Here is a 23,118-nt window from a genome sequence, read left to right on the forward strand (position 1 = left end):
AGTTCAACTTGAACAAAATTTATATTAATAACTGCAATAAAAGCTACTATTTAGTAGGCTTTACACCTATTATTAACTTTATAATCCAGACAGAGACAAATTAATATGAGTTTTTTAAAACCTGAGCAATCATCTGTGCGCATTTTTCACCATCAATTGCAGCCGAAATAATTCCTCCCGCATATCCCGCTCCCTCGCCACATGGGTACAAACCTTTTATTTGTAGATGTTCATAAGTAATAGGATCTCTTGGTATGCGCACTGGTGATGAAGTTCGTGACTCTGGCGCGTGAAGAATAGCCTCATTAGTTAAATAACCTCGCATTGATTTACCAAACTCTGAGAAACCTTCACGCAAAATATGGGTTAAATTACTTGGAAATACCTGACCCAACTCTACAGACGTCGTTCCAGGAACATACGATGTTTTTGGGATATCTGATGATACTCTTTTTTGTGTAAAATCAATCATACGTTGCGCTGGCACTTTTTGACTTTCTCCTGCAAGGTACCATGCACGTTGTTCTATACTTTTTTGAAATTCCATTCCAGCTAGTGCTCCATACTTCGCAAAAGGTTTGAAATCGGCCAACTGCAACTCAATTACAATTCCAGAATTGGCGGTAGCCTGATCCCTTTTAGATGGTGACCAACCATTTGTTACCACCTCGCCGGGACTGGTTGCACAAGGAGCAATTACGCCTCCTGGACACATACAAAAAGAATACATACCACGGCCTGCAACTTGCTTGACAATGCTGTAAGGCGCTGGAGGTAAATGTTCGCCTCTGTAATCACAACTATATTGTATACTATCAATTAAGGTTTGAGGATGTTCTGCGCGAACACCTAAAGCAAAAGGTTTAGCCTCTATAAAAATCTTTTTTCGATCTAATAGTTCAAAAATATCACGAGCGGAATGTCCCGTGGCTAAGATTAATTTATTAGCAAGAATAGTATCTCCCTTATGCGTAAAAATCCCTTGAACTTCATTGTTTTTTACCAAAATATCAGCAACTCTAGTTTCAAACAAAACTTGACCTCCACATTCAATAATTTTTTCACGAATATCCTGAATAATTTGAGGCAATTTATTGGTGCCAATGTGTGGGTGTGCATCTATAAGTATGTCATGAGAAGCACCGAAAGCAACAAACAATTCTAATATTCTATTAACATCGCCTCTTTTTTTAGATCTGGTATACAATTTCCCATCAGAATAGGTACCTGCGCCACCTTCGCCAAAACAATAATTAGAATCTTCATGAACTATATGATCTACATTGATAGCTTTTAAATCTCTTCTTCGTCCACGAACGTCTTTACCTCTTTCAACAACAATAGGCTTTAATCCTAATTCTACTAGGTGTAAAGCTGCAAAAAGACCTGCGGGGCCAGCTCCTACCACCAATACCTCCTGAGCATTTGCTACATTAGGAAAATCAGGCATGGTGAATCTTCTTTCGTCAATTACTTCTCCTTTTGTAAAAATTTCTACTTTGAGATTAATTTTTATTGCTTTTTGTCGGGCATCAATAGATCTTTTTAAAATAGAAACATGTTGCACATCTTCAACTGCAACTTTAATTTGCTTTGCCAAATGTTTTTTGAGCAAATCATTATTTGCAGCTATTTCTGGGGTGACTTGTAGTAAGAGTTCTTGAGGCATTTTTTTTAAAATCAACATTGGATGTTACATAGAAGCAGCATCCAAAATATTAGGGTACAAAAGTAACATTTTTTTACAGTCAAAAGGACAAGGAACTACCACTATCCACGATTTAGAAACTAAAAAAATAAATTCATTTTAGAAATAGACTTCGTAACTTTGACATCAAAACAAGTTCAAAATAAAGAATACATGTCGCGTAAAATAAAATTAATTTGGGATTTTCGTGGTCCTAGTGCTGCAAAAACTGCAGAACACCATGAAATTCATCTCAAGGAATACATTGCAATTGAAAAATTACCTTTGCAAATCACAGGATTCGAAATTCATGGTGAAATGCAAGCTATAGCATTTATGGTGGTTACTGATGAACATATGATTCAAGTGCGTGATGCTTTAAAACCACATCGCGGCGAATTGTATGTCGAATAAAACTATACGATACTGTGAATGGTTTCAAAGAATAACTGACTCAATTTTTCATCTGATTTACCAGCAATAGCAATAATTTCGGCAATATCAACAGGTTTTAAATGATCTGGATCGCACTCGTCAGTAATCACACTTACGGCAGCGCATGGCAATTTTAATTGATTGGCTACAATAACCTCGGGCGTTGTACTCATTCCTACCATATCTGCACCAATTCTACCAAGATAGCGATACTCAGCCCTAGTTTCTAATTGTGGCCCATAAACTGAAGCATACACCCCTTTTTTTAGTGACAATTCCATTTTACTAGCTTCGGTTAGTAAGATATTATTTAGCGTCTCATCATAAGGGGCACTCATATCAGGAAAAATACCACCGTATTCAAAACTATTCAAGCCAGAAAGCGGACTGCCACCTTGTAGATTGATGTGATCATCAAGTAAAATTAAATCTCCTTTTTTGAAATCTTTATTGATTCCGCCTGCAGCATTGCTCAACAGCAAAAACTGGATACCTAGTTTTTGTAAAACCCTAATAGGAAAAGTAACTTGCTGCAAAGTATATCCTTCGTATAAATGAAAACGGCCTTGCATAGCAATTACTTTTTTAGAACCAATAGATCCAAAGAGCAACTTCCCTTTATGAAACTCAACAGTAGAGACCGGAAAATGCGGAATATCAGCATAATCTATTTCTTGTTCTACTACCAAATAATCTAAAAATTTTCCTAAGCCTGTTCCAAGTACTACGCCTACTTCTGGATTTAAAATTCCTTTAGAAATTAAAAAATCAGCTGATTGTGAAATTTGTGCTAAATATGTCATGTTAAAAAAAACTATTGTTGGTAAATTTCGTAAATAATAATAAATTTACAAAAAGCCACGCTATGAAAAACCTACTAATATTACTTTGTTTTACCCAAATACTGATGGCACAACCCAAAGATTACGTGAAAATATCACAAGACTTTATTGAAGCAGCAAAATTTGGAGAAGGCAATACCGAAGAATTTGTTTCGCTAATTGCAAATGCAAACGAAACAGACTTAATTAATCAACTTACAAATGACGATCTTAAAAAAGCATTCTTCATAAATCTTTACAATGGATTTACAAATTACGCTTTGAAAAAAGATCCCGAAAAATACAAGAGTCGAAGTGCTTTTTTCACATCAAAACAATTTTTACTTGCGGGCTACGAATTGAGCCTTGACGATATAGAACATGTTTTTTTAAGAAGATCAAGTGTTAAGTACAGTGTGGGGAAATTGAATAAAGTTTTTCCACCAAAACTTGAAAAAAAATTCCGTGTTGACAAATTAGATTACCGCATCCATTTTAGTTTGAATTGCGGTGCCAAAAGCTGTCCACCTATCTTTTTTTATGATCCAAAAAAAATCAATCAGCAACTTGACGTTGCCACAAAAAGTTATTTAACGGGTGACGTAAGTTATGATAAAGAGAAAAACATCTTGCGAGTTCCTGTTTTAATGAGCTGGTTTCGAGGAGATTTTGGAGACAAAAAAGGAATTTTAAAAATTTGCCAAGATTTAAAAATCATACCCGAAAATGTAAATCCTAAATTAGAGTACAACGAATACGATTGGAGTTTATTTCTAGAAAACTTTAAAAACTAAAAAATACAAATGGACAAAAATTATTACAACTCAGACGATTTAAAAAAATTTGGTAACATCGTTGAATTTCAAAAAGAAATGGGCGAAAAATTCTTTAGCTATTACGGAGAAGTCTTCAAAGAAGGTGAATTAACAGCTAGAGAAAAATCTCTGATTGCACTTGCTGTAGCGCATGCCGTTCAATGTCCGTATTGTATTGATGCTTACAGTTCTGATGCCTATGAAAAAGGGTATAGCGAAGGACAAATGATGGAGGCTGTGCATGTTGCAGCAGCCATTCGAGGTGGAGCTAGTTTAGTACACGGAGTTCAAATGATGAATAAAGTCAAGAAAATTAGTTTATGAGCGAATTTGTAAAAGTTAAATTAAAGTCTCTCAAAGCAAATGAAAACCTACTTTCTAAGGCAGCACATCAAATAGCCGTTTTAGAACAAAACCCAGATGTGTTTACCCCGTTTAAAACCCAGTTACATACCATTGGCTTAAGTCCACTTCAACCTACAAGTTTGGAAATTTTTCAAATTAATTTGGGTAAAATGTGCAATCAAGTATGCACACATTGTCACGTAGACGCTGGTCCAGATCGAAAAGAAATCATGACCAAAGAAACGATGGAAGTTATTCTGGAAGTTTTAAAAGTCAATCCTAACTTTAAAATAGTAGACATGACTGGTGGCGCACCGGAAATGAATCCTAATTTTAGATGGTTTATAGAAGAAGTGAGCAAACTTGGAATTCAAATGTATGTGCGTTGTAACTTGACTATCATTACTGCTAACAAAAAGTACAACGACTTACCAGAATTCTTTAAACAACACCAAATAGAGGTTATCTCATCATTACCGTTTTATTCTAAAAATAGAACCGACAAACAAAGAGGTGATGGCGTTTTTGAAAGCTCTATAAAAGCTTTAAAAATGCTCAATGCGGTGGGTTACGGCAAAGCTGATTCAGGTTTAAAACTGAATTTAGTGTACAATCCGGCAGGAGCATTTTTACCACCTGACCAAAATGCATTGGAAAAAGAATACAAAACAGCTTTACAAAAGGATTTTGGAATTGAGTTTAACAATCTGTTTGCTATAACTAATCTGCCTGTGAGCCGATACTTAGATTATTTGATTTCGTCAGGTAACTATGAAGATTACATGACTAAACTCATTGATGCTTTTAACCCTTTGGCTGCTCAAAATGTGATGTGTAGAAATACCATCTCTATAGGTTGGGACGGTTATATTTATGATTGCGATTTCAACCAAATGCTAGAGTTAAAAGTTACTTGCAAAGACGCGCAGCACATTAGTAATTTTGATTCAAATGCCCTTTTAAACAGGACGATTATTGTAAACAATCATTGTTATGGCTGTACCGCAGGTTCTGGTAGCAGTTGTGGTGGTGCTGTTGCTTAAAACGAAACTATGAGAGAAAATATTTCCGAATTTTTATGTACCTACATACTCGTGTTTTGCGGTACTGGTGCTATTATTATCAATCATGAGACAAGTGGTACAGTTACACATGTGGGCATTTGCATCACTTTTGGGTTAATTGTAATGGGGTTAATTTATGGTTTCGGACAAATATCTGGAGCACACATGAATCCAGCCGTAAGTATTGCATTCGCTTTCTTGAAAATACTTCCAATAAAAAAATTGCCTTTTTATATAATTTCTCAGATTTTAGGCGGATTAGCAGCCAGTACAACACTCAAATTATTATTCCCAAAGAATAGTGGATTGGGAGGGACAATTCCATCTGGCACTGACGGTCAATCTTTTGTATTAGAGTTCATTTTGACCTTTATTTTAATGCTTGTTATTTTAACAGTAGCCTTAGGAAACAAAGAACATTCTCCTTTTGCTGGCATTGCCATTGGAGGCGTTGTATTACTCGAAGCCATGTTTGCTGGACCTATATGTGGCGCCTCTATGAATCCTATTAGATCTCTGGCACCTGCCCTTGTTTCTGGCAATTTGAATTCACAATGGCTGTATATAGTAGCTCCTATCACAGCTACTATACTTGCCTCAATTACATGGAAAACCATTTTAAAAGAAAAAAACTTATAGTAACAATATGGAAAATTATTTAGACGCTACAGTAAATTTATACCGAGATGCAGCACTTACTCCCGATATAGGACTGTGCTGTACAACAACACCAATATGGAAATTTCCTGGCTTAGAAATTCCAAAAATAATGCAAGAAATGAATTACGGTTGTGGTAGTACCATTTCGGCTCAAGACTTAATCAACAATCCAAAAATATTATATGTAGGCGTAGGTGGCGGTATGGAATTGCTTCAATTCTCATATTTTTCGCGTCAAAAAGGAGGCGTGATTGGTGTTGATGTTGTTGATGAAATGCTGGAAGCATCCAAACAAAATTTTAAAATTGCAGAGCAGGAAAACCACTGGTTCAAAAGTGAATTTGTCGAATTAAAAAAAGGAGATGCATTAAACCTACCTATCGAAAACGAAAGTATTGATATTGCAGCTCAAAATTGCTTGTTCAATATTTTTAAAACTGATGATTTAAGAAAAGCACTTGAAGAAATGTATCGGGTTCTCAAACCTCACGGAAGATTGGTAATGAGTGATCCAACCTGTGAACAAGAAATGAACGAAACTCTTAAAAATGATGACCATTTAAGAGCACTTTGTTTGAGCGGAAGCATCCCAATCAAGGAGTATATTAAAATGTTGACAGATGTAGGTTTTGGAACTATAGAAATTAGAGGCCGAAGACCGTATCGAATTTTAGACCCTGAAAATTATGCTACCGATGAATTAATTTTCATTGAGAGTATTGAAGTTTGCGCTATCAAAGATCCAATGCCTAGCGATGGACCGTGTGTATTTACAGGAAAAGCAGCTATTTTTTATGGCAAAGACGACTATTTTGATGATAAAAAAGGACATGTCTTGATGAAAAATCAGCCGCTAGCAGTCTGTGACAAAACAGCACAAGCACTAGCCGATTTAAACAGAAGTGATATTTTTATAAGCGAATCAACGTTTCACTACAACGGAGGCGGATGTTGCTAAACACTATAAAGCTGCAGTATTCTTAGTACTGCAGCTTTAATTATTACCTTTTTATGCAAAACAAAAAAGCTATCATTCTTTTTACTAAAAATCCTGAACTAGGAAAAGTCAAAACACGACTTGCCAAGACTATTGGTAACGAAAAAGCACTTGAGATTTACAAAAAATTATTAGTGCACACCCAAGAAATTGTTACTCCTGTTCAAGCGGACAAATTTGTATTCTATTCGGATTCAATTACGGTGGAGGATCAATGGAATGCGGGTTCGTTTCACAAAAAAGTACAAGATGGTGATGACTTAGGCAAACGTATGGCACATGCTTTTCAAGAGATTTTTCACTTAGGTTATGAATCGGTTTGTATTATTGGGAGTGATTGTTACGAACTCACCTCTGCCATTATTGAAAAAGCGTTTTTAGCATTAGAAACGAATGAAACCGTTATAGGCCCAACATTTGATGGTGGGTATTATCTATTAGGAATGAACCAATTTCATGAAACAGTCTTCAATAATAAAACCTGGAGCACTGATACTGTATATATGGACACAATATCAGATTTTCAAAATCTAAACCTATCTTTCTCTACTTTGAATAAATTATCTGACATTGATGAAGAAAAAGATTTACCCGAACATTGGAAATAAAGCAATTTACATACCCTCTTTAAAATAGAAATAACTTTAACATTAAAATTACATTACAAAAAGGCTGTAGCCCATTTTCATGGATACAGAGGTAAAAATAACAATATCAACATCATAAATACAGATAAGTCAGAGACATATCTTATGAAATTAATTAGCTACTTCACTAATAAATTGGATGCGCATTAATCTCAATTCATCTAAATCATAATCCCCATCAAATTCTTTTAGAGCTGCCTCAATATTATCTGACTCTGATTCCATAAAATAATCGTGAATCTCCTCTTGTTGATCCTCATCAAGCATTTCATCAATCCAATACTTGATATTCAATTTAGTCCCTGAGTACACAATCTGCTCCATTTCTTTTAATAAAGCATCCATATTTATCCCCTTGGCAGAGGCAATATCATCTAAGGATAATTTTCTATCTATGTTTTGAATAATGTATAACTTATTTACAGAGTTTACTCCGGTTGATTTAACTACTAAATCTTCTGGTCTTACAATGTCGTTGTCTTCAACATAGCGACTTATCAATTCTAAGAAATCTTTTCCGTATTTTTTAGCTTTACCCTCACCCACTCCATGAATGTTTATCATCTCATCTTGTGTTATAGGATACTTTAAAGCCATGTCCTCAAGAGATGGATCTTGGAAAACTACAAATGGTGGAACCCCTATTTTCTTAGCCACTTTTTTACGTAAATCTCGTAACATCCCCATTAAAACCTCATCGGCAACACCTGTTGATTTGGCTGCTGTTACTATTGCTTCATCAACCGTTTCATTGTATTCATGATCTTCAGACATCATAAAAGAGTGTGGATTTTCAAGGTAATTCAATCCGTTGTTTGTAACTTTTACAATACCGTAGGTCTCAATATCTTTAGATAAAAATCCTGCTACTAAGACCTGTCTTAACAACGCCATCCAATATTTCTCATCGTGATTTGCACCACAACCAAAAAAAGATTGCGTATCGGTTCTATGTGCTTTAATTACGGCGTTGACACGACCTATTAATGTAAAAACAACTTCTTTTGATTTATACAAATGTTTGGTGTCCCGAACTACTTGCAAGAGCTGTATAACTTGATCTTTGGCTTCAACTTTTGTTTTAGGATTACGTACATTATCATCCATATCAGCACCTTCGCCGGTTACTTCATCAAACTCTTCCCCAAAATAATGCAATAAAAACCTTCGTCTAGACATAGATGTTTCGGCGTAAGCCACGACTTCTTGTAACAATGCAAAACCAATTTCTTGTTCGGCAACTGGTTTACCAGACATGAATTTCTCAAGTTTTTCTACATCTTTATAAGAATAGTAGGCCAGACAGTGTCCTTCTCCTCCATCACGACCCGCACGACCCGTTTCTTGATAATAACTTTCAAGTGATTTAGGGATGTCATGGTGAATCACAAACCGAACATCGGGCTTATCAATTCCCATCCCAAAAGCGATGGTTGCAACCACAACATCAACATCTTCCATTAAAAACATGTCTTGGTGTTTGGCTCTAGTTTTAGCATCTAGACCCGCATGGTAAGGAACAGCTGATATACCATTAACCTGCAAAACTTCGGCAATTGCCTCTACTTTTTTACGGCTTAAGCAATAAATAATACCTGATTTTCCTTTGTGTTGTTTTATAAATCGAATGATATCCGACTCTATATTTTTTGTCTTTGTACGTACTTCGTAATATAAATTTGGTCTGTTGAACGAGGCTTTAAAAGTTGTCGCATCAGACATATCCAAATTTTTCAAGATATCCTCTTGTACTTTTGGCGTAGCCGTAGCCGTAAGTCCTATAATAGGTACATCACCCAATTGCTTGATGATGTGTTTTAGATTTCTATACTCGGGTCTAAAATCATGACCCCATTCTGAAATGCAGTGCGCTTCATCAATGGCAACAAATGAAATGGTGACACTTTTTAAAAAAGTCACATATTCTTCTTTTGTTAAAGACTCGGGAGCCACATACAAAAGCTTGGTTAAGCCTGATGAAATATCTTTTTTTACCTGAGTAATCTCCGTTTTATTTAACGATGAATTCAATACATGCGCAATACCATTCTCTGAAGAAAGGCTTCGTATAGCATCGACTTGGTTCTTCATTAATGCAATAAGAGGAGAAACCACAATTGCAGTTCCCTCTTGAATTAAAGCTGGCAATTGATAACAAAGTGATTTTCCTCCACCAGTAGGCATTATCACAAATGTATTTTGCTGATTAAGGATGCTCTTAATCACCTGCTCTTGCAATCCCTTAAATTGGCTAAAGCCAAAATACTTCTTTAATTCTTTGTGTATGTCAATTTCGTTTGAATTCATTCTTTATTACGTGGTATTTTGTATAAATTTGCAATATCTAAAGGTACAAATTTCTTTTACACTTACAAATTTTAATTATTCTGTTTTGAATTCAAAAGAAAATATATTGGCTAGTGCCAAAAAAACCATTTTATCTGAAAGCCAATCAATAGCAAAACTTACTGATTATCTGGATGAAAACTTCGCTAATACTGTAAACTCAATCTACAATTCAAAAGGGAGATTAGTCGTTACTGGAATAGGAAAAAGCGCCATCATAGCACAAAAAATGGTAGCTTCATTCAATTCTACAGGAACACCTTCTTTGTTTTTACACGCATCAGAGGCTATTCATGGAGATTTAGGCATGATACAATATGAGGACGTTATTATCTGTATTTCAAAAAGTGGTAATAGTCCTGAGATAAAAGTGCTCGTTCCGTTATTAAAGCGTTTTGGAAATACATTGATTGCAATCACCGGAAATACAGCATCATTCTTAGCAAAAGGATCTGATTATGTTTTAAACACCACTATTGATTCCGAGTCTTGCCCTAATAATCTTGCCCCAACAAACAGTACAACCGCACAACTTGTTATGGGTGATGCACTTGTTGTATGCTTGATGGAATTAAGAGATTTTAAACCCGAGGATTTTGCAGTTTATCATCCTGGAGGTGCTCTAGGCAAAAAATTATTACTGCGAGTTAAAGACATGCTGGAACACAGTTTAAAACCAGCAGTAACGGCAGATGCCTCTATAAAAAAAGTGATTTTTGAAATTTCAGAAAAACGTTTGGGCGTTACAGCTGTTGTAGAGAATAACATTGTCATAGGAATAATTACTGATGGTGACATACGTAGAATGTTGAACGAAAGGGATACCTTTACGGAACTAACAGCAAGTGACATCATGACTAAAAATCCTAAAATCACTACATCCGAAGCTATGGTAGTAGACGCCTTGAACACCATGGAAGATTTTGCTATTACCCAGCTTGTAGTAGTTGATCGAGGAGTCTACAAGGGAGTATTGCATTTGCATGATATTTTAAAAGAAGGAATCGTATAATGGCAAAAAAAAATCTAAACGAAATGTCGTTTTTAGACCATCTAGAAGAGTTGAGATGGTTATTGGTACGCAGCACTGTAGCAGTATTAATACTAGCTACGGTTGCATTTTTACTTAGTGATTATATATTTGACGTCATTATTTTTGGCCCAACAAAAGCTGATTTTGTAACGTATCGATTCTTTTGTGATTTATCCAGTCAGCTGGGCAATTCCGATTTGATTTGTGTTAAAGAAATGCCGTTTATTATCCAAAACACAAATATGGAGGGACAAGTAAATGTGCTTATTTGGTCGTGTATCACTGGGGGCTTCATTCTTGCTTTCCCTTTTATTCTTTGGGAAGTCTGGAAATTCATCAGTCCTGCCTTATATGAATCAGAAAAAAAACATGCTAAATTATTTATTTTTTCTTCTTCTATGCTGTTTTTTATGGGTGTCCTTTTTGGATATTACATAATAGTTCCAATGTCTGTTAACTTCTTTGCTACATTTACAGTAAGTAATGTGGTGATCAACCAATTTAATATAGATTCTTATATAGGCATGGTAAAAACAAGTGTCATAGCTTGTGGCCTGTTTTTTGAGTTACCAATAATTATTTATTTTCTGACAAAAGTAGGGCTTGTAACTCCCGTTTTTTTGAGAAAATACTGGAAATACGCCGTCATTATCATCCTTGTTGTCGCGGCAATTGTAACACCGCCAGATGTTGTAAGTCAAATTATAGTAACCATACCTATGCTAATCATTTATGAAGCAAGTATTTTAATATCAAAAATAGTAGTAAAAAATCAAAACAAACAAAATGGCTGATATCATTCAAGAATTCAATGAGTACCGTTCAAAAATGAACGAAAAATTACTAGCAGATAACAATAAAATTGTAAAAAGAATTTTTAATCTTGACACCAATGCTTACGCTGCAGGCGCATTAGATGTTAAAACAAAAGAACTTCTAGGTCTTGTAGCATCTGCTGTATTACGTTGCGATGATTGCGTTAAATACCATTTAGAAACAAGCCACAAAGAAGGTGTAACCAAAGAGGAAATGATGGAAGCTATGGGAATTGCTACACTTGTAGGCGGTACCATTGTTGTACCTCATTTAAGAAGAGCCTATGAATTCTGGGAAGCGCTTGAAGAAAATGATGCTAAATAAAAGTATTAGCAGAACCTAAAGGTTTTTATATCTATAAAAAAAACTATCAATGTACCCAATTATTTGAAAGTGCACATTTCAAATTAAACTACAAACCCATTAAACTGATAACTTAAATGCAATTAAGAGCCGAAAATTTAATTAAAACATACAAGGGAAGAAGCGTTGTAAAAGGGATTTCTGTAGAGGTAAATCAAGGAGAAATTGTAGGTTTACTTGGGCCTAATGGTGCTGGAAAAACTACCTCATTTTACATGATAGTAGGATTGGTTAAACCCAATTCAGGAAATATTTTTTTAGACGATTTAAACATTACTGACTATCCTATGTACAAGCGTGCGCAGCAAGGCATAGGATATCTTGCTCAAGAAGCATCCGTTTTTAGAAAATTAAGCATTGAAGATAACATTCTCAGTGTATTGCAGTTGACTACACTTTCAAAAGCAGAACAAGAAGCTAAAATGGAAAGTTTAATTGAAGAATTTAGTTTAGAACACATTCGTACAAACCGTGGTGATTTACTTTCGGGTGGAGAACGACGCAGAACCGAAATTGCAAGATGTTTGGCCACCGACCCTAAATTTATTTTGCTTGATGAACCTTTTGCAGGGGTTGATCCAGTAGCGGTAGAGGACATTCAAAGAATTGTGGCACAATTGAAAAACAAAAATATTGGTATCTTAATAACTGATCACAACGTACAAGAAACTCTTGCTATTACTGACAAAACCTACTTAATGTTTGAAGGCGGTATTCTTAAAGCAGGAATTCCCGAAGAATTAGTGGAGGACGAAATGGTACGAAGAGTATATCTTGGTCAAAATTTTGAATTGAGAAAAAGAAAATTAGAATTTTAATTTATCACTAATTACAGTAAACTTCTTTTGGTTATTCCTCTAAGGTGATGTGTTGCAATTGTTGCAAATCTCCGTTATAAATATTAACGTCTACATTGCCTTTTATACCTGGAACCGTTGCTTTTTCTGTAAATTGCCAAAACAACCAATTGTCTTTCATTTCTTCTCGATAAAAATTATAATTGGCAATCCAAAAAAGGTAGTCACTAAACTCTTCTTTCAAAAAATCATCGTAATAACGTTCTCCGGTATAAATTATGGGCTTTACTTGATAATGTGCTTCAACCGCCTGCAACCATCTTCTCAAACCTAGTTTTAAATTTTGAATGGATTGATTTATTGGAAGTTTTTCAAGGTCAACCACTGGAGGCAAATCCCCTTTTTGTAGGGTAACTGTCTTTATAAAAAATCGGGCTTGCTCTATTGAATTTTCATTGGGACGATAATAATGATAGGCTCCTCGAATCATTTTATTTTTTTTGGCACCAGCCCAATTTTGATCAAATTTTCTATCTTTTCTATCTTTTCCTACCGTGGCTCTAATAAATACAAATTGAATGGGATATTGTTGCTCCAATGTATCAACATACGACCAACTTATTTTTCCTTGGTATTCAGAAACATCTATACCCACACTTTTTCCGTTGCTTTTTTCAAGGACCTGAACATTTCTAATGTCTGAAATACGTTTTTCTTCAGTAGTTTGGGAATTTGCTTTATTGGATTTAAATCCTAAATAATACGCAAGACCTCCTCTATAATGATAGCCCAGATATAAAATTAGACCAAAAAAACAAACAACTAAAAACCACCAAAAAAGTGTACCCTTAGAACGATTCGTTTTTCTAGTAGTCGTTCTATTATATGAATGCTTTCTTGTACTGACTTTTTTTTTCATTACAAAAATTACTTTTGTAAAAATTTATTTTGGATTACAGAAAGAAGGATATAGAAAGTAATTAACAACGGTATTCCTAGAAACCCAAAAAATAGCATAAGGCAAAGTGAAACTGCAAGAAATACTATTTGTAATGCATTCTCTCTGAAGCTAAACTTTTTGATTTTTAATGAAAATAAAGGAATCTCAGCATTGAGCATGAAAGCACTCGATAGTGTGATTACTAATAAAAACCAATCATTAGTTAGTAATTCAATTACAATTAAGGAATCAGTACTTGCTAAAACTAGAGGTAAACTTAAAATAAAAAGCGCATTTGCTGGAGTGGGAAGTCCTATAAAAGAATCGGATTGACGGGTGTCTATATTGAAATTAGCCAATCTATAGCAAGAACCTAGTGCAATTATAAAACCTAAATAAGGGAAATACTGCCATGGTGCAGCTGCCGCAGTACTTAAATTACTAATCATCATGTGGTACATAACCACCGCTGGTACTACACCGCTTGTAACCATATCAGCTAATGAATCAAGTTGCAACCCTAATGGGCTAGACACCTTGAACAAACGGGCAAAAAAACCATCAAAAAAATCTAAAAAAATTCCGAGGCACACAAAAAAGAAAGCCATTTTAAAATCTTGATGAAAAGCAAAAACAAGCGCAATACAACCAGAAAAAAGATTGAGTAATGTGATACTATTAGGAATGTGTTTTTTAAGCATTATCTGTGGAGCGTTATAAATTTACAGTACAAATTTAGTACAATAAGTCTTTGAAATGCATGTTTTTTTTAAATCATACATTTAAAATTGGTACAAAGCATTATACTATCCACTATTAAAAATGGGACATCATACTTTTACAATCGTTATGGCGTTATAATTCAATTTACTAATAGTATGAAGCTCATTAAAAAATTCTATTTTTGAAAAAAAATTGCACTACATAAAAAAAACCTCATAATTGAAAAAAAGTCTTTTCATAATTATTCTATGCATAAGTAGCGCTGCTAGTAGTCAAACCGTACGAAAATATTCAAATGAATTCATGAATATTGGTGTTGATGCTGCGGCATTAGGACGATCAAATACTGTTGTTGCTTCTACAAAAGATGTTAACTCTGGTTACTGGAATCCTGCTGGATTGATAGGTCTTGAAGATCATCAAGCCTCATTTATGCATGCTAATTATTTTGCCAATATAGCTCAATACGATTATCTTGCCTATGCCAGTCCTATTGATGAGCGCAGTGCATGGGGAATTTCTTTGATCCGTTTTGGGGTGGATGATATTTTAAACACCACTGAACTTATTGATAGCGAAGGGAATATTGACTACAATAGAATCAGCTTATTTTCAACGGCTGATTATGGTTTTACCTTTTCGTATGCTCGAAAGCTACCCGTACCCGGATTTCAATATGGGATTAATGCAAAAATAATTCGGCGTATCATAGGGAAGTTTGCAAACTCATGGGGATTTGGTTTTGATGCTGGAATTCAATTTGAAAAAAATAATTGGCAATTTGGATTGATGGTTAGAGACATTACCACTACCTACAACGTATGGGATATCAATGAAAAAGAATACCAAAAAATTGCCAATGCTATTCCAGGTGAAAACCAAGAATTGCCCGAAAGCGCCGAAATTACTGCACCAAAAGTCCAACTAGGATTGGCAAAAAAATTCATATTTAGATACGATTACAGCATTGAGGCCGCAGTAAACATGAACATGCGATTTGCTAGAACAAATGATTTAATTTCAACAGATGGCATTAGTGTAGATCCTGCTGTAGGACTAGAATTTGGCTATACCGATTTGGTTTTTATCCGAACTGGAATGGGGAATTTTCAAAACGTAATGCAACTAGACGGGAGTGAAAAAATAGGTTTTCAGCCCAATATAGGATTAGGATTCAAGTATAAAGGTATTCAAATAGATTATGCTTTGACAGATATAGGCAATCAAAGCAGGGCTTTGTATTCTAATATTTTTTCTATAAAAGTAGATTTGAGTATGTTTCGCAATTAAAATTTGATAAAGATTTTTCAAGTTTGTTTTGAACAAAAAGAAAGCTGTTAAAGCTTATTATTTTTATATTTGTTTTCTGTTTCATTACTACAAATACATCTAAACTACATGAACATGCTAGCATCAATGATTAAAAAAAATGCACTTATACTTTGTTTTTTAATCGCATCTCAATGGGTTTTCAGTCAAAAAACTTTATTATCAAATAGTTCTAAAGTAAGTGTAATTACTTGTGGAACAGGAAATGAATCGTATTCCCTTTTTGGACACACTGCGCTTCGTATACAAGATTCTGCAAACGCTTTGGATTTGGTTTATAATTATGGCGCATTTGATTTTCAAACCCCAAATTTTGTTATGAAATTTGTAAAAGGAGACTTGCAATATTTTGCTGCAGTCCATACATTTCCCGAATTTATTTCCCAATACCAATACGAGCAACGCTCTGTTTTTGAACAAGAATTGCAGCTTACTTTATCTCAAAAGCAAGATTTATTTGACGCTATAAACTCCTCACTAACATCTGGTTCTAGTTATTATACTTATAAATTTATAGATAAAAATTGCACCTCAATGGTGGTTGACCTGATCAATAAAACGCTCCAAACGAAACTAATTGTAAATAAATACCACCAAGACGAGACATACAGAGCTATTTTGTTTCCCTATTTTCAAAATCACTTTTATGAAAAACTGGGAACAAGTATCATTTTTGGCACCAAAGTAGATCAACTAGGAATACAACTTTTTTTACCCTTTCAATTATTGGAAAGCTTGAAAAAAATTCAATATCAAAATAACCCAATTGTATCAGAAACTAAAACACTGCTTTCACTTAACAAGGAAGCTCCGTTTTCCTACTGGAACAATCCTTACACTTATTTCGCTTTACTTTTTTTTATAGTGTTACTTAACAAGCGATTTATAAATTTATTTTTCTTGAGTATAATGGCTTGCATTGGGTTCTTTTTCACTTTTGCATGGTTTTATTCCTTGCATCTTGAACTGGAAAATAATTATAATATTTTGCTTTTTAATCCTACACTGCTTGGCTTTTTATTCTTTTTTTGGAGAAAAAATAAAAAGGGAATTTACAGACTTGCTCTTTTTAACCTACTTTGTTTATTTGTTTATCTGGTAATAATGATCAACAAAGTTCACCTTATTGTTGTGTTGCCATTACTTGTAACTTCTGGAATCATTTTAGTGAGAATTGCCATTCAAAACAAACGTAGAATTCCAATTATTATCTAAGTGTTCAATTAAAAATATAATTTACTGACCGCGATAAAACAAAACGGTTGTAATGGTTTTAAAAACTATATTAAGATCAAGATAGATACTACGGTGTTTGATGTAGTATAAGTCATATTGCAACTTTATAACACTATCTGATATGGTATCGCCATAAGAATAATTAACTTGTGCCCAACCGGTGAGTCCTGGTTTAATAATATGACGAGTATCATAGAAAGGCATAATAGCACCTATTTCTTTGACAAAAACAGGACGTTCTGGACGTGGACCTATAACTGACATATCGCCTTTTATAATGTTGATAAATTGTGGGAATTCATCAATTCTAGTTTTTCTTAAAAACTTTCCAAAAGCAGTAACACGACAATCATTTACGGTTGTAAAAACTGCGCCATTTTTTTCGGCATTTTCGATCATCGTACGGAATTTCAAGATTTGAAAAACAATACCGTTTTTACCCACGCGCTCTTGTAAATAAAACAAACTTCCTTTATTGCCAATACTATTTCCTATCCATAAAAATGGGATCAAACACAAACCAATAAAAACACCTAACAAAGCAATTGCAATCTCACAGAATCTCACAATTAATAAATACAACTTGTTATGATTGCTTCGACTAAAAGGAAAGCAGCGGTAAAAATCTTTTTCCATGTACTGAATAGGGATACGCTGGGTTTTACTTTCGTATACTTGAGTATATTCTCTAATTACTGTTCCCGACTCTAAAACATGGAGTAAATTTTGATACAAGATAGTATCCATACCCTCTTCATGATTTGTAGCCACAACAATTTCGGATACTTTATTTTCTTTGACAAATTGCAACAGATCACTGGCCGTGATTTCAGGCACATAGTTGTAATGTTTACTTTCTGTATCAGGTTGTGAAACATTAGCATACGCTAAAATTTTATAATGCGGGTCAATATCTTCAAGACCATCTATAAGTTCTTGAACTCGTTTTTCGTCACAAATTAAAACTGCATTTTGATAAAATCTAGTAGAAGCTAAAAAAACAACATACAAGATGCGCCAAGCATATAATGAGAGGAAAGTAACACTGAAAAACAATAATATTTGCAGCCTACTACTTGGTAAAACAGGCGAGAAAAAAGGTGTTAACAGATATACCAATGCAGTAACAGAGGCGGTAATTAAAGTACTTTTTAAAACTTGAAATTGATTGCTTGCTACCTGCAAGTTGTACATTTCGAAAATGGTACCAAAGAAATTGATATATACCGCAAGAACTATTGTCCAATAATAATTTGTTGCTGAAATGCTAAAATAATCGAACACAAAAAACTGACCCAGTGCGTATAAGGCCGTTAAAACAAACAGAACATCAAATAGGCGTAGAATTAACTTTCGCTCTGAAATTTCAAAATGTATTTTGCCAATAGAAAACATAAATCGTATTATGATTGGTACTGCAAGATAGCACTTTTAAGAGGAGATAAATTTAGAAAATCTTTGTTTTTTTTTAACAAATATAGCGACTCGAAAAAAGGAAGCGAAAACTATAATATTAAAGTATATCGCATAGAATATAAACTATGCTGCTAACATACAAATTATTACGTTTCATCTCTTGACGAAGTGCGTAGTTGTACATTTAACAGTGCCAAAGAATAAATAAACGCAGGTGCCGCTGTACGCATAGCCGCATGGTTGATTGTGAGAAACCAAAACACTACAAAACAAATTAAATACATGTTAAACTTGTTTTCAACAAATAAAACAAAAGGTGTTACTAGCAAAATTAATAATCCTACCAAACCTAAGGATCCATGCTCAGCAAGCATTCTAGTTATTTCATCATGAGATACAACTTTAATACCTAATTGCTGCTCTCTGATCTCTACTCCCTTTCCTACACCTACACCAAAAATCGGATTTTTCAGAAACATGTTGATTTCATTTTGAGCCACATCTTCTCTTCCTGTAAACTGGCTTTGCTTTGCTCTTCCCGCAGCATCTTGATTGGAATAACGTTTATCAATAAGTCCACCAGTTTGATACGAGGAGTAAGACCAAATAGCCATCATAGCGAGCGATATAATAATGAAGATATAACTTAATTTAACTTTTCCTCCACTATTTGACTTGAAATATAAGAACAACAACAACATAACAATCATAAAAAAACCAGTAATCATACCTCCTCTTGAAAAAGTAACCATACCCCTGTAACTAATATTCAAAGCAATTATCAAATTAAGTACAACCAAAAACGTATTTTTTGATTCTAAAATAATTCTCGAAAAAAAAATAAACATTCCTAAACCTAGAAAAGTGGCAACTTGGTTCGGCCCAAACCCCCCGGATGTTTCAAAACTGGATTGGGTTCCTGTAATTACAGCTCGAACATTGGGTGTATAAAAAATAAGATAAACAGTACAGCTTACAATAGGTAATCCCACACAAAGAAGGATTGAATTCATCTGAGCCAAACTTATTCTTCTACGATAAGTATACAAAGAAGCAAACGCCAAACAAATAGGTCCAGAAATATTAAACCCAATCGCATTTTTTATATTCGTATTGAAATTCAGTACAAAAGTAGACATGATTACCCCAGGAATAAGAAGGAATAAAAAAAACCAATACGGAAAAGCAGAACGAGAAAATCCCTTAAAATACATTCCCAAAAACAAAAAAATAATGACCTCATATTTTGAAAATTCATAGGAAATATTTCCTCCGGTCATTCTTAAAATTATTTCGCTACCTACAACATAAGCAGCTACTTGCAAGCATTCATTATTTGCATTTTGCTTTTTAACAACATAATAAATCCCTAAAAAAAACACGGCGTATCCATATAATTTGGACACAAAAGGAACTACAAAAACAAGCATACCAAGTACGGCATGCAGGAGAATTAGAAACAAATAGGCCTTATCTTCTTTTTTCATGTATTGCGCTTTTCCAACCAACTTAAATAAAGTGAAATAACATGCTCTTCTGAGAATTTTGCATGAACAGTTTCTTTCAGCTTTGCGCCAAAAGTAATTCGTTTTACCTCATCCTGCATCAAAAGTAGCAGTTTTTCATAGAATATTTTTGAATTTTGAACTACGAGATAGCCATTTTCATCATTACTAATTACAGCGCCATTTTCCCCGACATCAGTTACAACGGTGGCCAAGCCTGCACTACCATACTCTAACAAAGCGAGAGGTAGCCCTTCAGAAGATGAAGTCAATATCCCAATTGTCGCTTGGTGTAAAACATTAGAAACATCACTTCTGGATCCATAGATAAAAACGGTTTGCTCAAGATTAAGAGCTATAATATTTTTTTTTAAAGCATGTGAATAATCATCATTAAAGTCTTTACCTACAAGATGAAAGGTCCAGTCAGGATGGGAATTCTGGACTAAAACAGCAACTTCTAAAAGTAGAGTATGATTTTTTTGAATCCTCAAATTAGCTAAGGATACAATTCGTTTTCCCACTTCACCATGTAACTTGCTTGTACTATTCTCGAGTTTTTGGGGAGTTGTAAAATTTTCTAAATAAATAACATTGTTACTAAACCCTTTTGTTTCAGCCCAATTTTTTAATTTTTGGTTTACACCAATAATCCCATTGAAAAAGGGTAAAATGAAACGCAATACCAGTGTGGGTCTAGCTTGTAAAAACTCACTATCACCATAATGATCGTGCCAAATTAATTGTAAAGAAGGACGTAGCAGTTTTACCATAAAAGCTAAAAAGAAGGAGGTACTATGAGCATGAATCACTTCAATTTTATTTTTAGTAACATATTGGCGAAAAGCCCAAATAGCTTTAAAATCAAAGGTTCGTTTTTTGTTTAAAAAAAAATAAGCGGTTTTAAATTCGATATGCTCTCGCAATGGTCCTTCCTGACGCGTGCATACAATCCCCGAAAAATCAATTCTTTTGTTTAGCGCATTGGCATAATTCACAGCCATTCGTTCAGCGCCTCCAGCAGCAAGTGTATCTATGAGTTGTATGATTCTCATGGTTGTAAAAGCAATTGTATTTCGTTTTCAAAACGCTCTATTGTATATGCTCTGGACCAATCAGCTGCCGCTTTGCGTTTTATTTCTTGCATAGTAGTATCTTGTAAAAGAGCAAAAATCTCTTTACTATCCTGCTCTAATTGCATGGTAAGCAAAACTCCTCTTTTGCCAAAATCTAACATATTTGGAACGCAAGATACGGAAGTTGCTAATGGAATACAGCCCCAAAACATCCCTTCGGCAATGGCTTTGGGCCAACCCTCACTATTCGAAGGTAATATCACAAAATGACTGGATTGATAGGCATTTTTTACCACTTCACTACTTTGATTTCCCATTACGGTAATCCATTGAGACAAATTATTAGTATTGACATACTCTTCTAAAGAAACTTTTAAAGGTCCGTCACCATAGATTTTTAAAGTAACACTACAATCTTGATGTAGTAATTTTTCGATAAGCTTTATGGCGTAAAGAGGATTTTTCCCAGATACCAATGCACCCACAAAGACAAACGTAAAGACAGCATTTGGACTCCATGGTTCAAGTGGAACTATTTCGTTTTCTGAATAACTTGCCGTAAAAAAAGGTTTGCAATTTAAACTGTTGTTTTTCCATTCACCATACACCAAAACATTCATGTTCTTGCTCCAGAAAGTAGAATTCAAAATCCACTTTTGCAACCTATACGTCCAAGGTTGTTTTGCATTAGGATCCCAATTGCCTGCATACTTAGCTGTTTTTGGGGTGTTAGGAAAAAATATTTGAACGATACAGCCCAGCATTCCTATATTTCCAGGACATCGTAAATGAATATGATCTGCCTTTTGCATTGCTTTAAAAAGCTGGATGCAAATTTTTGGAATTTTAAAAAAAGCCTGCAATGCACTCTTAAAATGAAGCACATCAAAACGTGCTACAGGTACAAATTGTAATCTATTGTGTGCATAAAAAGCATCAATTACTGTATGCCTTTCGTTTTGTAAAGGAGCAATAAAAGTTGCTGTATCACAATGTTTTAACCACAAATTCATTTCTTTTACATAAGGAGCATAGGCATAATAACGCCCGTCTTTATGAACATGAGGAACATGGGTAATAACGAGAAGTCTCATTTTTTTAATTGATAAAACTCCGTTAATAAGTCTTTTGAAGATCGGGGCTGAGAATCTTTTTGAAAAGTAAACGCATACCCTTTTGGCATTGAAACGGATCGTCTGGTAAGACTAGCTTTCGGGCGGTCTAGATATTTCATCCATCCTAATGTCAATCTAGTAACAAACAACCATGCACTCCTTATCCACCTAGTAGAAGAAGTATTGATAAAAAAATTAGATACCGTAACCGCTACATTTGCTGCGTTACCCTCAGTTATTTCAGAAGTAACAACGGCACATTCCCGAAACAAACTTCGCATACCAGTAAAAGTAAATCTAAAAAAATCATAGGGTTCAGCATGATATGGAAATGATTGTGGAGCTTCTATTTGCAAGAAACCATTTATTTTGGTAACCCTTTGTAATTCTTCACAAAAAAGCCACGGATGCAAAGTATGCTCTATAACTTGTGCCGCAAGAACAAGGTCAAAACAAGCATTTTCAAACGGGATGTAATGCCCGTCAAAAATATAATCTGGTTTAAAAGTAGCATGAACATCAGTGGTTATAACCTCGCCATCACTGAAAATATTTTTATAATAAGTAGCCTTTTCGCCCACACCTATAATAAGTACTTTACTGTCTTTAGTCAACCTTTTTGCCAGTTCAATATACCGCTGATCCATATTAAAATCAGCACATAAAGCAGGTAACATTTTTCTACGGATGTAATTTTTGAGGTTTGAGGTGTCTAAATGAGCCCCGTTTTGAGTAGTCACTTTGGCTTTGCAAATATCCTCGTAACAGAACATAGATTCCGATCCAAAAAGAACTGGAATCCCATTAAAAACAGGCAACTGACTACCATCTTCAAAATGAAAAAAATCTTTTGTAGATGATATTAATTTAGCGTGTGTATCAGGATGAATAATGTGTTTTTGCATACAGTAGGGTAAATTGTGGCATTCAAATTTAATGCTTTTTTATTCTA

23 protein-coding genes are annotated in these 23,118 nt (G+C 34.5%); 13 read left to right on the forward strand and 10 right to left on the reverse strand.

All coding sequences use genetic code 11. The features are described from left to right. Positions 1-100: 100 nt before the first annotated feature. Positions 101-1,669: an NAD(P)/FAD-dependent oxidoreductase gene (locus AC061E_RS05265; protein WP_478285330.1), complete on the reverse strand. Its 1,569-nt coding sequence runs from the start codon at positions 1,667-1,669 to the stop codon at positions 101-103. Positions 1,670-1,861: 192 nt separating this feature from the next. On the opposite strand from AC061E_RS05265, the gene AC061E_RS05270 reads away from it, so the two are divergent. Beyond that, entirely contained in the window at positions 1,862-2,101 is a 240-nt protein-coding gene (locus AC061E_RS05270) for a hypothetical protein (RefSeq protein WP_158727956.1), read from the forward strand. 2 nt (positions 2,102-2,103) lie between these two features. Here AC061E_RS05270 and AC061E_RS05275 read toward each other — a convergent pair whose 3' ends face one another. Further along, the gene (locus AC061E_RS05275; RefSeq protein WP_478285331.1) at positions 2,104-2,925 is read right to left on the reverse strand and encodes a purine-nucleoside phosphorylase; all 822 of its coding nucleotides are present in this window, start codon (positions 2,923-2,925) and stop codon (positions 2,104-2,106) included. Between the two features lie 62 nt (positions 2,926-2,987). Here AC061E_RS05275 and AC061E_RS05280 point away from each other — a divergent pair, with 62 nt between their 5' ends. Genes AC061E_RS05280 through AC061E_RS05305 form a run of 6 tightly spaced genes read left to right on the forward strand, consistent with a single transcriptional unit; the run spans position 2,988 to position 7,432 of the window. Then, a complete protein-coding gene (locus AC061E_RS05280) occupies positions 2,988-3,737 on the forward strand; it encodes a DUF547 domain-containing protein (protein ID WP_478285332.1) in 750 nt (249 codons plus the stop codon). Between the two features lie 9 nt (positions 3,738-3,746). After that, on the forward strand, positions 3,747-4,082 hold the full coding sequence (locus tag AC061E_RS05285) for an arsenosugar biosynthesis-associated peroxidase-like protein (protein WP_478285333.1): 336 nt from the start codon (positions 3,747-3,749) through the stop codon (positions 4,080-4,082). After that, entirely contained in the window at positions 4,079-5,146 is a 1,068-nt protein-coding gene (arsS, locus tag AC061E_RS05290; protein WP_478285334.1) for an arsenosugar biosynthesis radical SAM (seleno)protein ArsS, read from the forward strand. Before AC061E_RS05285 ends, arsS begins: the two co-directional genes overlap by 4 nt. Positions 5,147-5,155: 9 nt before the next feature. After that, positions 5,156-5,806, forward strand: coding sequence for an aquaporin (locus AC061E_RS05295; protein ID WP_478285335.1), 651 nt, complete (start codon positions 5,156-5,158; stop codon positions 5,804-5,806). A 7-nt stretch (positions 5,807-5,813) separates the two neighbouring features. Next, a complete protein-coding gene (gene arsM / locus AC061E_RS05300) occupies positions 5,814-6,785 on the forward strand; it encodes an arsenosugar biosynthesis arsenite methyltransferase ArsM (protein ID WP_478285336.1) in 972 nt (323 codons plus the stop codon). 53 nt (positions 6,786-6,838) lie between these two features. Next, positions 6,839-7,432 (forward strand): TIGR04282 family arsenosugar biosynthesis glycosyltransferase, encoded by a 594-nt coding sequence (locus AC061E_RS05305; protein ID WP_478285337.1) that lies wholly within the window; start codon positions 6,839-6,841, stop codon positions 7,430-7,432. Between the two features lie 150 nt (positions 7,433-7,582). Here AC061E_RS05305 and recQ read toward each other — a convergent pair whose 3' ends face one another. After that, the gene (gene recQ / locus AC061E_RS05310; protein ID WP_478285338.1) at positions 7,583-9,778 is read right to left on the reverse strand and encodes a DNA helicase RecQ; all 2,196 of its coding nucleotides are present in this window, start codon (positions 9,776-9,778) and stop codon (positions 7,583-7,585) included. Positions 9,779-9,863: 85 nt separating this feature from the next. Here recQ and AC061E_RS05315 point away from each other — a divergent pair, with 85 nt between their 5' ends. The 4 genes from AC061E_RS05315 (at position 9,864) to lptB (ending at position 12,847) form a co-directional block, all read left to right on the forward strand. Then, entirely contained in the window at positions 9,864-10,829 is a 966-nt protein-coding gene (locus tag AC061E_RS05315) for a KpsF/GutQ family sugar-phosphate isomerase (protein WP_478285339.1), read from the forward strand. Continuing rightward, positions 10,829-11,644: a twin-arginine translocase subunit TatC gene (tatC, locus tag AC061E_RS05320; protein ID WP_478285340.1), complete on the forward strand. Its 816-nt coding sequence runs from the start codon at positions 10,829-10,831 to the stop codon at positions 11,642-11,644. The genes AC061E_RS05315 and tatC overlap by 1 nt, the downstream gene beginning before the upstream one ends. Beyond that, positions 11,637-11,990 carry a carboxymuconolactone decarboxylase family protein gene (locus tag AC061E_RS05325; protein ID WP_144893068.1) on the forward strand — a complete coding sequence of 118 codons (354 nt, stop codon included), beginning with the start codon at positions 11,637-11,639 and terminating at the stop codon, positions 11,988-11,990. Before tatC ends, AC061E_RS05325 begins: the two co-directional genes overlap by 8 nt. Before the next feature lie 116 nt (positions 11,991-12,106). Then, complete coding sequence (gene lptB, locus AC061E_RS05330; protein ID WP_478285341.1) at positions 12,107-12,847, forward strand: LPS export ABC transporter ATP-binding protein; 741 nt, start codon at positions 12,107-12,109, stop codon at positions 12,845-12,847. Between the two features lie 31 nt (positions 12,848-12,878). Here lptB and AC061E_RS05335 read toward each other — a convergent pair whose 3' ends face one another. Both AC061E_RS05335 and AC061E_RS05340 read right to left on the reverse strand, forming a co-directional pair. Continuing rightward, positions 12,879-13,745, reverse strand: a complete 867-nt coding sequence (locus AC061E_RS05335) for a glycoside hydrolase family 25 protein (RefSeq protein WP_478285342.1) — start codon at positions 13,743-13,745, stop codon at positions 12,879-12,881. Positions 13,746-13,753: 8 nt separating this feature from the next. Further along, positions 13,754-14,470 carry a CDP-alcohol phosphatidyltransferase family protein gene (locus tag AC061E_RS05340; protein WP_478285452.1) on the reverse strand — a complete coding sequence of 239 codons (717 nt, stop codon included), beginning with the start codon at positions 14,468-14,470 and terminating at the stop codon, positions 13,754-13,756. A gap of 238 nt (positions 14,471-14,708) precedes the next feature. On the opposite strand from AC061E_RS05340, the gene AC061E_RS05345 reads away from it, so the two are divergent. Further along, positions 14,709-15,779, forward strand: a complete 1,071-nt coding sequence (locus AC061E_RS05345; RefSeq protein ID WP_478285343.1) for a putative type IX sorting system protein PorV2 — start codon at positions 14,709-14,711, stop codon at positions 15,777-15,779. Positions 15,780-15,893: 114 nt separating this feature from the next. Continuing rightward, positions 15,894-17,033: a lipoprotein N-acyltransferase Lnb domain-containing protein gene (locus AC061E_RS05350; protein ID WP_478285344.1), complete on the forward strand. Its 1,140-nt coding sequence runs from the start codon at positions 15,894-15,896 to the stop codon at positions 17,031-17,033. Between the two features lie 21 nt (positions 17,034-17,054). Here the strand turns inward: AC061E_RS05350 and AC061E_RS05355 are convergent, their stop codons facing one another. From AC061E_RS05355 to AC061E_RS05375, 5 genes are all read right to left on the reverse strand, one after another. After that, positions 17,055-18,449: an exopolysaccharide biosynthesis polyprenyl glycosylphosphotransferase gene (locus AC061E_RS05355; RefSeq protein ID WP_478285345.1), complete on the reverse strand. Its 1,395-nt coding sequence runs from the start codon at positions 18,447-18,449 to the stop codon at positions 17,055-17,057. Between the two features lie 167 nt (positions 18,450-18,616). Continuing rightward, positions 18,617-19,957, reverse strand: a complete 1,341-nt coding sequence (locus AC061E_RS05360) for an O-antigen ligase family protein (RefSeq protein WP_478285346.1) — start codon at positions 19,955-19,957, stop codon at positions 18,617-18,619. Beyond that, on the reverse strand, positions 19,954-21,030 hold the full coding sequence (locus AC061E_RS05365) for a glycosyltransferase (protein ID WP_478285347.1): 1,077 nt from the start codon (positions 21,028-21,030) through the stop codon (positions 19,954-19,956). Before AC061E_RS05365 ends, AC061E_RS05360 begins: the two co-directional genes overlap by 4 nt. After that, on the reverse strand, positions 21,027-22,145 hold the full coding sequence (locus AC061E_RS05370) for a glycosyltransferase family 4 protein (protein WP_478285348.1): 1,119 nt from the start codon (positions 22,143-22,145) through the stop codon (positions 21,027-21,029). Before AC061E_RS05370 ends, AC061E_RS05365 begins: the two co-directional genes overlap by 4 nt. Continuing rightward, positions 22,142-23,071 carry a methyltransferase domain-containing protein gene (locus tag AC061E_RS05375; protein WP_478285349.1) on the reverse strand — a complete coding sequence of 310 codons (930 nt, stop codon included), beginning with the start codon at positions 23,069-23,071 and terminating at the stop codon, positions 22,142-22,144. The genes AC061E_RS05370 and AC061E_RS05375 overlap by 4 nt, the downstream gene beginning before the upstream one ends. Between the last annotated feature and the right edge of the window lie 47 nt (positions 23,072-23,118).

This window comes from Flavobacterium sp. GNP011, assembly GCF_056428925.1.